Genomic DNA, 11,632 nt, shown 5'->3' on the forward strand with positions numbered 1-11,632 from the left:
GTGCCTACGAGCCGCCCGAGGGCGAGATGGAAACTGCTCTCGCCGCCCTGTGGTGCGAGCTGCTGCAGCTGCCACGCGTCGGCCGCCATGACGATTTCTTCTCGCTCGGCGGACATTCGCTGCTGGCGATGCGCCTGCTGTCGCGCCTGCGCACCGACCTGGGCGTGGAGCTGCCACTGAGCCAGTTGTTCGAGCATCCGCAACTGGACGCGCAGGCTGTCGCCCTGGGAGCAATGCAACGCAGCGCGCTGCCTGCGATCCAGCCCGCGCCCCGCGATCGATCCCTGCCGCTGTCCTTCGCGCAGCAGCGCTTGTGGTTCCTGACGCAACTCGACTCCAGGAGCCGCGCGTACCACATGCCGATCGGGCTGCGGCTCTCGGGCACGCTGGACCGCACCGCCCTGCAACGCGCGCTGGACCGCATCGTTGCGCGCCACGAAGCCTTGCGCACCGCGTTCGTGCTGGAGGACGGCCTGCCGGTCCAGCGCATCGCTGAGGTAAATGCTGGCTTCACGCTGCACGTGCACGACCTGCGCGGTCACGCGGATGCGCAAACCCAAGTTCAAACCCTGGCCGCGAAAGAAGCCGGCGAGGCCTTCAAGCTCACCACCGGTCCGCTGATCCGCGGGCGGCTGCTGGTCGTTGGCGACGAAGAGCACGTGCTGCTGATCACGATGCACCACATCGTCTCGGACGGCTGGTCCATGGGCGTGCTGACCCGGGAGCTGAGCGCGCTGTACGGCGCGTACAGCCAAGGCCAGGAAGACCCGCTGGACCCGTTGCCGATCCAGTACGCCGACTACGCCGCCTGGCAGCGCCACTGGCTCGAAGGCGAGGTGCTGCAGCGCCAGAGCGATTACTGGAAGAACCGCCTGGCCGGCGCACCCGCCCTGCTGGAGCTGCCCACCGACCATCCTCGCCCCGCGCAGCAGGACCATCGCGGCGCCATGGTGGACTTCATGCTGGACGACGCGCTCAGCGCGAAGCTCAAGGCGCTCAGCCAGCGCCAGGGCACGACGCTGTACATGACGCTGTTGGCCGCCTGGGGGACTCTGCTGGCGCGCTTGTCCGGCCAGGAAGACATCGTCATCGGCACGCCGGTGGCCAACCGCACCCGTGCGGAACTGGAAGGCCTGATCGGCTTCTTCGTGAACACGCTGGCGCTGCGCCTGGACCTCGGCGGCAATCCCGGCACCGTGGAACTGCTGCAGCGCGTGAAGTCCGAATCCGTCAGCGCCCAGCAGCACCAGGACCTGCCCTTCGAACAGGTGGTGGAGTTGCTCAAGCCCACGCGCAGCATGGCCCACACACCGCTGTTCCAGGTGATGTTCTCCTGGCAGGCCGACGCGCAAAATGCCATCGCCCTGCCGGGCCTTGCGCTGCAGCCGCTGGCCGCGCCGGTCGCGCTGTCGAAGTTCGATCTCACGCTGCACATGGGCGAGGCCGAAGGCCGCATCGCAGGCGGCTTCGAGTACGCGAGCGCCCTGTTCGAGCGCGCCACCATCGAGCGCTTCGCCGGCTATCTGGTGAACCTGCTCGAAGCAATGGTTGCCGATGAGGCACGCGCAGTCTCGGAGTTGCCGATGCTCCCGGCCGCCGAGCGCGATCAATTGCTCCTTCACTGGAACGCAACGCAGGCGGCGTTTCCCAGTGAACTCTGCATGCACGAACTCTTCGCGGCGCAGGTGCTTCGAACGCCCGACGCCATCGCGCTGGTGCACGGCGAGCGGCGCCTCAGCTACATCGAACTCGATGCACAGGCGAATCGCATGGCGCACCATCTGCGCACGCTTGGCGTTGAACCGGATGCCCGCGTGGCCGTGTGCGTGCAGCGCTCCGAGCAGATGATCGTTGCCCTGCTGGCCGTGCTCAAGGCCGGTGGCGCTTACGTGCCGCTCGACCCGGCGTACCCCACGGAGCGCCTGGCCTACATGCTGCAGGACAGCGGGCCGCGCGTGCTGATCACCGATGGTGAAGTGCCCGAAGGCCTGACCGGCGGCCTGGACGTTCCCGTGCTCGACCTCGCAGCCGACGCCCCTCTTTGGGCCCATCAGCCCTCCACCCCCATCCCGGTGGCCTCCATCGGCCTGCGCCCCGGCCACCTCGCCTACGTCATCTACACCTCCGGCTCCACCGGCCATCCCAAGGGCGTCATGGTGGAGCACCGCAACCTGGTGAATTTCCTCACGTCGATGGCCCGGGAGCCGGGCATCGCGGCGTCGGACGTGCTGCTCGCCGTGACCTCCTTGTCGTTCGACATCGCCGGACTGGAGCTGTATCTGCCGCTGCTGTGCGGCGCCACGGTGGTGGTCGCAGCGCGCAGCGACACGCTGGACGCCGCCCGTCTCGTGCAGCTGATCCGCCAGCACGGCGTCTCCGTCATGCAGGCCACGCCCGCCACCTGGCGGACGATGCTGGACCAGGACTGGTCCACGTTCGGCCAACCGCTTCGCGTGCTGTGCGGCGGTGAAGCACTGCCTGCGGCGCTGGCGCAGGCCCTGCTCGAACGCGCACCGGCGGTGTGCAACCTGTACGGGCCGACGGAAACCACGATCTGGTCAACCCTGCAGCGCCAGCGGCAGGGCCAGGCGCCGCAGATCGGCCGGCCGATCGCCAACACGCGCATTTACCTGCTGGACGCGCACGGGCAGCCGGTGCCCATCGGCGTCGCGGGCGAGCTGTTCATCGCTGGCGACGGGGTTGCGCGCGGCTACCTCAATCGCCCGGAGTTGACGGCCGAGCGCTTCCTGGACGATCTGTTCCACGGCGGGCGCATGTACCGCACCGGTGACCTGGCGCGCTATCTTCCGGACGGCGACATCCAGTTCCTGGGCCGCAACGACTTCCAGGTGAAAATCCGCGGCTTCCGCATCGAGCTTGGCGAAATCGAGGCGTGCCTCGCGCTGATCGCCGGCGTGCGTGAAGCCGCCGTGCTGGCCCGCGAAGATGTTCCCGGCGACAAGCGCCTGGTGGCCTACGTGGTCGCCGAAGCGGGTGCGGATGTCCAGGCGGGCGCGTTGCGCGCGCAGCTCTGCGGCGTGCTGCCCGAGTACATGGTGCCCGCCGCCTTCGTGCTGCTGGACGCGCTGCCCCTTACGCCCAACGGCAAGCTGGACCGCCGTGCACTGCCTGCGCCGGGCGCCCTGGCCTTTGCGCAGCGGGCCTACGAGCCGCCCGAAGGCGAAACTGAAACCACTCTTGCCGCCATCTGGTGCGAGCTGCTGCAGCTGCCGCGCGTGGGCCGCCACGACGACTTCTTCGCGCTCGGGGGGCATTCGCTGATGGCGGTGCGGCTGGTCTCTCGCGTTCGCCACGAGGTCGGCATCGAGCTGCCGCTCAACGCGCTGTTCGAGCGCCCGCAGCTGCAGGGGCTGGCCGACGCCATCCTCGACGCGCAGCTTGCGAGCTTCGCGGCCGAAGACGTCGAAGAGGCATTGGCACAGCTATGAACAGGAAGCCACGATGAGCCCTGCCGCCTTGAAGCAGCTGACGCGGGAAGAGCGCGTCCGCCTGCTGACCCTGCTGGAACAGACCAAGGGCGCGGGCCGCAAGAAGGACACCGCGGCCATCCAGCCGGTGCCGCGCGGCGAGTCGCTGCCCCTGTCGTTCGCGCAGCAGCGGCTGTGGTTCCTCAGCCGGCTCGACGGCCGCAGCATGGCGTACCACATGCCCCTGGGCCTGCGCCTCACGGGGACGCTGGACCGCGCCGGCCTGCAGCGCGCCCTGGACCGCATCGTCGCGCGCCACGAATCGCTGCGCACGCGCTTCGTGATCACCGACGGCCAGCCCACACAGCGCATCGCGCCCGACAGCGCCGGCTTCCTGCTGCTGGACCAGGACCTGCGCGGTTGTGCGGATGCCAATGCCCGCGTCGAACACATCGCACAGGAAGAAGCCAGCACCGCCTTCGACCTGGAGAACGGCCCCCTGATCCGCGGGCGCCTGCTCGCGCTGGACGGCGACGCGCACGTGCTGCTCGTCACCATGCACCACATCGTCTCGGACGGCTGGTCGCTGGGCGTACTCACGCGCGAACTGAGCGCGCTGTACAGCGCATTCTCGCAAGGGCAGGACGACCCGCTGCCGGCGATGGCCATCCAGTATGCAGACTACGCCGCGTGGCAGCAGCAGGCCCTGGGCGGCGACGCCCTGCAGCGCCAGAAGGACTACTGGGCCAGCCGCCTCGACGGGGCGCCGGTCCTGCTGCAGCTTCCCACCGACCACCCGCGCCCGGCGGAACAGGACCACCGCGGTGCCGCGTTCGCCATTGCGTTCGACAAGGAACTCACCGCGGGCCTGAAGGCACTCAGCCAGCGCCAGGGCACGACCCTGTACATGACGCTGCTGGCCGCCTGGGGTGCGCTGCTGGCGCGCCTGTCGGGGCAGCAGGACATCGTCATCGGCACGCCGGTGGCCAACCGCACCCGGGTCGAACTCGAAGGCCTGATCGGCTTCTTCGTGAACACGCTCGCGCTGCGCATCGACCTGGGCGGCAGCCCGAACACCGTGGAGCTGCTGGCGCGCGTGAAGGCGGAATCGCTGAATGCCCAGCAGCACCAGGACCTGCCTTTCGAGCAGGTGGTGGAGTTGCTCAAGCCGGCGCGCAGCATGGCCCACACGCCGCTGTTCCAGGTGATGTTCTCCTGGCAGAACAACACGCACGACAGGCTGGACCTGCCGGCCCTGCGCATCGAATCGCTGGACGTGCGGCACGACATCGCCAAGTACGACCTGATGCTGGACCTGGGCGAGTCGGACGGCCGCATCGTCGGCCGGCTGGACCATGCGACGGCGTTGTTCGACCAAACCACCATCGAACGCCATGCCGGCTACCTGCAGTCCTTGCTACGCGCGATGGTGGCTGATGAACAGCGGCCGGTCGAAAGATGCGAACTGCTCGGCGACGCTGAACGCGACCAGTTGCTCGTCCAGTGGAACGCGACCCAGGCCGAAGCGCCGGATTCGCCGTTCGTCCATACCCTGATCGAAGCGCATGCTGCGCGCGCGCCCGACGCGATTGCTCTCATCGACGACGGCCTGTCGCTGACTTACGGCGAACTCGACGCCCAAGCCAACCGGCTGGCGCACCACCTGCGCAGCCTGGGCGTGCGGCCCGACAGCTGCGTGGCGGTGCACCTTCCGCGCGGCAGGCACCTGGCGGTGGCGATGCTGGCCGTGCTGAAAGCCGGCGGCACCTATGTGCCGCTGGACACGGCGCACCCCGCCGAGCGGCTGAACTTCATGCTGCGCGACAGCGCGCCGGTGGTGCTGCTGACGCAAGGCGCGCTCGCAACGCTGGACACGCAATCGGTGCCGGTGATCGATCTCGATGCCGATGCGCAGCTGTGGGCGCACCAGCCCGCACACGCCATCCCGCCCGGGCCCGTCGGCCTGCGGCCGGACCACCTGGCCTACGTGATCTACACCTCCGGTTCCACGGGCCAGCCCAAGGGCGTCGGCAACACCATCGAAGGGCTGCTGAACCGCCTGTGGTGGTACGCGCGCGCCATTGCCGGCGGCACGGCCCCGGTCACCGCGTGGAAAACCAGCATCGGCTTTGTCGACGCCGTGACCGAAACGCTGCAGACGCTGGCCGCCGGCGGCCGGCTCGTGGTGTTCGGCCAGGACGCGGCGGGCGACCCGGCCGTGTTCGCGAGCCGCGTGCGCCGCTTCGATGTTTCCAACCTGGTCGTCGTTCCCTCGCTGCTCGCGCGCCTGCTCGAGACCGGCCCCGCGTCGATGGCCTCGGTGCGCACGCTGGTCTGCAGCGGCGAACGCCTGCCGCCGGAACTGGTGCGCGCCGTGCGGCAGGCCCACCCTGCCCTGCGCCTGTACAACTTCTATGGCTCCTCGGAGGTGAACGGCGACGCCACCGCGTTCGAATGCACGGCCGACGGCATCGTGGACACGGGCTCCGTCATCGGCCGGCCGATCGCCAACACGCGCATCTACCTGCTGGACGCGCACGGCCAGCCGGTGCCCACGGGCGTGACGGGCGAGCTGTACGTCGGCGGGGCCGGGGTCGCGCACGGCTACCTGCACCAGCCCGGCCTGACGGCTGACCGCTTCATCGAGGACCCGTTCCACGGCGGGCGCATGGTGCGCACCGGCGACCTCGGCCGCTACCTGGCCGACGGCAACATCGTGTTCCTCGGGCGCAACGACTTCCAGGTGAAGATCCGCGGCTTTCGCATCGAACTCGGCGAAATCGAGGCGCGCCTTGCGCAGATGCCCGGCGTGCGGGCCACGGCAGTTGTGGCGCGGGACGACAGCCCGGGCGACACCCGGCTGGTCGCCTACGTGGTCGCCGATACCGGCATCCGGGCCGGCGACTTGCGCGACCACCTGGCGGCGGCGCTGCCCGACTACATGGTGCCGGCCGCCTACGTGCTGCTGGACGCGCTGCCCCGCACCTGCAACGGCAAGCTGGACCGCCAGGCCTTGCCCGCGCCCGGCCAGGACGCCTATGCGACCGCCGCCTACGAAGCACCTGAAGGGGAGCGGGAAACCGCTCTGGCGCGGCTCTGGAGCGAGCTGCTGCGGGTCGAACGCATCGGCCGGGGTGACGACTTCTTCGCGCTCGGCGGCCACTCGCTGCTGGCCGTGCGGATGGCGTCGCGCCTGCGGGCGGAGCTGGGCGTCGAGGTGCCGCTGGGCACCGTGTTCGCGCATCCGCGGCTGCAGGCGCTCGCCGCGGCGGTCGGCAACGCGCAGCGCAGCGAGCTGCCGGCCGTCGTACCGGTGGCGCGCGACGGCTTGCTGCCGCTGTCCTTCGCGCAGCAGCGCCTGTGGTTCCTGGCGCAGCTGGACGCCCAGGGATCGGCCTACAACATGCCCCTGGGGTTGCGCATGTCCGGCGCACTGGACCACGCAGCCCTGCGCAATGCCCTGGACCGCATCGTCGCCCGGCACGAGGCGCTGCGCACGCGCATCGCCGTGCAGGACGGCCAGCCGGTGCAGCGCATCGCACCCGCGGATGCCGGTTTCGCACTGCAGGTGCACGACCTGCGCGGCGACCCCGGCGCGGCCGCCCAGGCCGAAGCCCTGCGCCTGCGCGAGGCGAACGACCCCTTCGACCTCGAACAGGGCCCCACGGTACGCGGCCGCCTGGTCGTGATCGGCGACGAAGACCACCTCCTTCTCATCACGATGAACCACATCGTGTCCGACGCATGGTCGGTCGGCGTGATGACGCGCGAACTCGGCGCGCTGTATTCCGCGTTCGCGCTCGGCCATGGCGACCCGTTGCCCGCGCTGCCCATCCAGTACGCCGACTACGCCGCCTGGCAGCACCGCTGGCTGGCCGGCGCCGTGCTGCAGCGCCAGGGTGACTACTGGCGCCAGCGGCTGGCCGACGCGCCGGCATTGCTCAGGCTCCCCACCGACCGCCCGCGGCCTATGCGCCAGGACCAGCGCGGCGCTGTAGTGCCCATTGCGCTGGACCGGGCGCTCAGCGCGAAGCTGAAAGCACTGGGCCAGCGACACGGCACCACCCTGCACATGACCCTGCTGGCCGCCTGGAGCGCGCTGCTCGGGCGCTTGTCCGGCCAGGACGACCTGGTGATCGGCACGCCGGTGGCCAACCGCACGCGGGTAGAGGTCGAAGGGTTGATCGGTTTTTTCATCAACACCTTGGCGCTGCGCATCGACCTGGGCGGCAGCCCCAATACCGCCGAACTGCTGCGGCAGGTCAAGACGGAGTCGCTGAACGCGCAGCAGCACCAGGATCTGCCGTTCGAGCAGGTGGTGGAACTGCTCAAGCCGGCGCGCAGCATGGCCCACACGCCGCTGTTCCAGGTGACGTTCCTGTGGCAGGACGCGGGCCAGCCGCTGGAACTGCCGGGGCTGCAATCGGTGCCGGTGGACGCGCCCTTCATCGGCTCCAAGTTCGACCTCGAACTGACGCTTGGTGAAAGCGACGACGGGATCGCCGGCGGCCTTGTCTACGCAAGCGCGCTGTTCGACGCGGCGACGATGGAGCGCTACGCGGGGTACTTCAAGACGATGCTCCAGGCGATGGTGGCCGACGAGCAGCAGCCGGTCGACCGGCTGGAGCTGCTGGACACGGCCGAGCGCCACCAGCTGCTGGTCGCATGGAACGCCACTCAGGCGGACTACCCGCGCGACCGTTGCATCCACGCGCTGTTCGAGGCGCAGGTGCGCCGCACGCCCGATGCCCTGGCCGTGCTCGGCGAGGACGCGCAGCTGACCTATGCAGAACTGCATGGCAAAGCGTGCGCGCTGGCCCGCCATCTGCGGTCTCTCGGCGTGGGCGCCGGCTCGCACGTGGCGATCCTGCTGGACCGCTCGCTGGAGCTGGTCTGGGCCCAGTTGGCCGTGTTGCAGTGCGGCGCCGCCTATGTGCCGCTGGACCTGAACGCGCCGGCCGAGCGCCAGGCTTTCATGGTTGCCGACTGCCAAGCCCCTGTCGTGCTCAGCCTGTCGCATCTGCCCATGGCGCCGATGGATGCCGTGCGCGTCGATCTGGACGCGCTGGTGCTCGACGCCGCAGCCGGGGATGCACCAGTGCCCACGCCCACGGACAGCCTGTCCACGGCCTGCGTGATGTACACCTCCGGCTCCACCGGGCTGCCCAAGGGCGTGGTGGTGCCCCACCGCGCCATCGCCCGGCTGGTGCTGAACAACCACTACGCGCGCTTTCACAGCGACGACCGGGTGGCTTTCACTTCCAACCCGGCTTTCGATTCCTCCAGCATGGAGGTCTGGGCCCCGCTGCTGCACGGCGCCTGCATCGTGGTCGTCTCGCATGCCACGCTGCTGCAGCCTGCCGCCCTGGCTGCCTGGCTCACCAAGAGCCGCACCACCATCCTGCACCTCGTTGCCGGCCTGCTGAGCGCCTATGCGCAGCCGCTGGCCGCCGTGTTCCCCACCTTGCGCTACCTGCTCACCGGCGGCGACGTGGCCGTGCCCCGGGCCATCGCCCAGGTGCTGCGCGACAGCGCCCCGCAGCATCTGGTGCATTGCTACGGCCCTTCGGAGACGACGACTTTCGCCACCACCTGCGAACTCACCTCAGTCGCAGAGGATGCGCGCAGCGTGCCCATCGGCAAGCCCATCGCCAATACCCGCATCTACCTGCTGGACAGACATGCCCAGCCGGTGCCGCGCGGCGCCACGGGCGAGATGTACATCGCCGGCGACGGCGTCGCGCAGGGCTACCTCAACCGCCCGGAGCTGACCGCCGAGCGCTTCCTGCAAGACCCGTTCGCCGATGGACGCATGTACCGCACCGGTGATCTGGCGCGCTACCTGCCCGACGGCAATATCGAGTTCCTCGGACGCAACGACTTCCAGGTCAAGGTCCGCGGCTTTCGCATCGAACTCGGCGAGATCGAGGCCCGGCTGGCCGAGCATGCGTCGGTGCTCGAAACCATCGTGATCGAGCGTGAGGACACGCCCGGCGACAAACGCCTGGTGGCGTACTACACCGCTGCGGCACAAGACACCGAGATCGATTTCGACTGGATGAGCCTGGTCGCGACGGCGTCCGGCCAAACGAGCGGCGGCGATGCGCAGCAGGCGCACCAGCGCGCCATTGCGCTGCGCGCGCACCTGGCGAGCACGCTGCCCGAGTACATGCTGCCCGCGGCCTTCGTCGCGCTCGACGCGTTGCCGCTCACGCCCAACGGCAAAATCGACCGCCGCGCGCTTCCCGCACCGGAGGCCGACGCCTATGCGGCACGCGCCTACGCGGCACCCGAGAGCGAAATGGAAATCGCCCTGGCCGCGCTCTGGTGCGAGCTGCTGCAGGTGCCGCGCGTGGGACGCAACGACGACTTCTTCGAATTGGGCGGGCATTCGCTGCTGGCGATGCGGCTGGTCTCGCGCCTGCGCCACGTGCTCGGCGCCGAGCTGTCGCTGGGCGACGTGTTCGAGCACGCGCAGCTGCAGGCGCTGGCCGCCACCATCCAGGGCGCCGCGCCCGGCGCCCTGTCGGCCATCGAGCCGGTGCCGCGCGATACGCCGCTGCCCCTGTCCTTCGCGCAGCAGCGGCTGTGGTTCCTGGCGCAGCTCGAAAGCCTCAGCCTGGCCTACCACATGCCCGTAGGCCTGCGCCTGTCCGGCCCATTGGACCGCGCGGCGCTGCAGCGCGCGCTGGACCGCATCGTCGCGCGCCATGAAGCGCTGCGCACCGGCTTCGTGCAGACCGGCGGCGATCCCGTGCAGGTCATCGCGCCCGCCGATACCGGCTTTACGCTGGCCGTGCACCACCTACAGGGCCAGCCCGATGCATCCGCCCTGCTGCAGGCCTGGAGCACGCGCGAAGCGACCGACGCTTTCGACCTCGAACGCGGCCCGCTGATCCGCGGCCGGCTGCTGGTGCTGGGCGAAGAAGAACACGTGCTGCTGCTCACGATGCACCACATCGTGTCCGACGGCTGGTCGATGGGCGTGCTGACGCGTGAGCTGGGCGCCCTGTACGCGGCCTTCGCCGAAGGCCGCCCCGACCCGCTGCCGCCGCTCGCGATCCAGTACGCCGACTACGCCGCCTGGCAGCGCCGCTGGCTCGATGGCGAGGTTCTGCAACGCCAGAGCGACTACTGGAAGCAGCGCTTCATGGACGCGCCCGCGCTGCTGGAGATTCCCGCCGACCGCCCGCGCCCCGCACACCAGGACCACCGCGGTGCGGTGGTGCCCATCGCGCTGGACGACACGCTCAGCGCGAAGCTGAAAGCGCTGGGTCAGCGCCATGGCACGACGCTGTACATGACGCTGCTGGCCGCCTGGAGCGCGCTGCTCGGGCGCCTGTCCGGGCAGGATGACCTGGTGATCGGCACGCCGGTCGCCAACCGCACACGCGTCGAAGTCGAAGGGCTGATCGGCTTTTTCATCAACACGCTGGCGCTGCGCATCGACCTGGGCGGCAGCCCGAGCACCGCGGAGCTGCTGCGGCGGGTCAAGACGGAATCGCTCAACGCGCAGCAGCATCAGGACCTGCCCTTCGAACAGGTGGTGGAGCTGGTCAAGCCAGTGCGCAGCCTGGCCCACACGCCGCTGTTCCAGATGATGTTCTCCTGGCAGAACAACGAAAGCCAGGACATCGCGCTGCAGGGCCTGCGGGTCGAGCCGCAGGGTGCCGGCGCGGAAGTCGCGAAGTACGACCTGACGCTGGAGCTGGCCGAGGTGTCGGGCCGGATCGCCGGCGGCCTCGCCTACGCTTCGGCCCTGTTCGACCAGGCCACCGTGGCGCGCTACGCGGGCTACCTCGTGAATCTGCTCGAAGCCATGGTGGCCGATGAAGCGCGGCCGGTCTCCGAACTGGCCTTGCTGTCCCCCGCGGAGCGGGAACAGTTGCTGGTGGGCTGGAACGCGACGCAGGCGGAGTATCCGGCCGAGCTGTGCATGCACGCGCTGTTCGAGGCGCAGGCACGGCGCACGCCGGATGCCATCGCGCTGGTGCATGGCGAGCGGCGCCTGAGCTACGCCGGGCTCGATGCCCAATCGAGCCGCCTGGCCCACCACCTGCGCTCCCTGGGCGTCGGTCCCGATGCGCGCGTGGCCGTGTGCGTGCAGCGCACCGAGCGCATGGTGATGGCGCTTCTGGCCGTGCACAAGGCCGGCGGCGCGTATGTGCCCCTGGACCCCGCCTACCCCGCCGAGCGCCTGGCCT

The 11,632-nt window shown here is 69.9% G+C and carries 2 protein-coding genes; both read left to right on the plus strand.

Annotated features, from left to right (window positions below):
- Window positions 1-3,449: amino acid adenylation domain-containing protein (locus H0U68_RS14095; protein WP_296356620.1), on the plus strand; the 3,449-nt coding region annotated here is incomplete at its 5' end.
- Between the two features lie 13 nt (window positions 3,450-3,462).
- The coding region (locus tag H0U68_RS14100) for a non-ribosomal peptide synthetase (RefSeq protein ID WP_296356622.1) at window positions 3,463-11,632 on the plus strand (8,170 nt) is incomplete at its 3' end.

This window comes from Ramlibacter sp., assembly GCF_013697775.1.
Taxonomy (GTDB): Bacteria; Pseudomonadota; Gammaproteobacteria; order Burkholderiales; family Burkholderiaceae_C; genus Ramlibacter.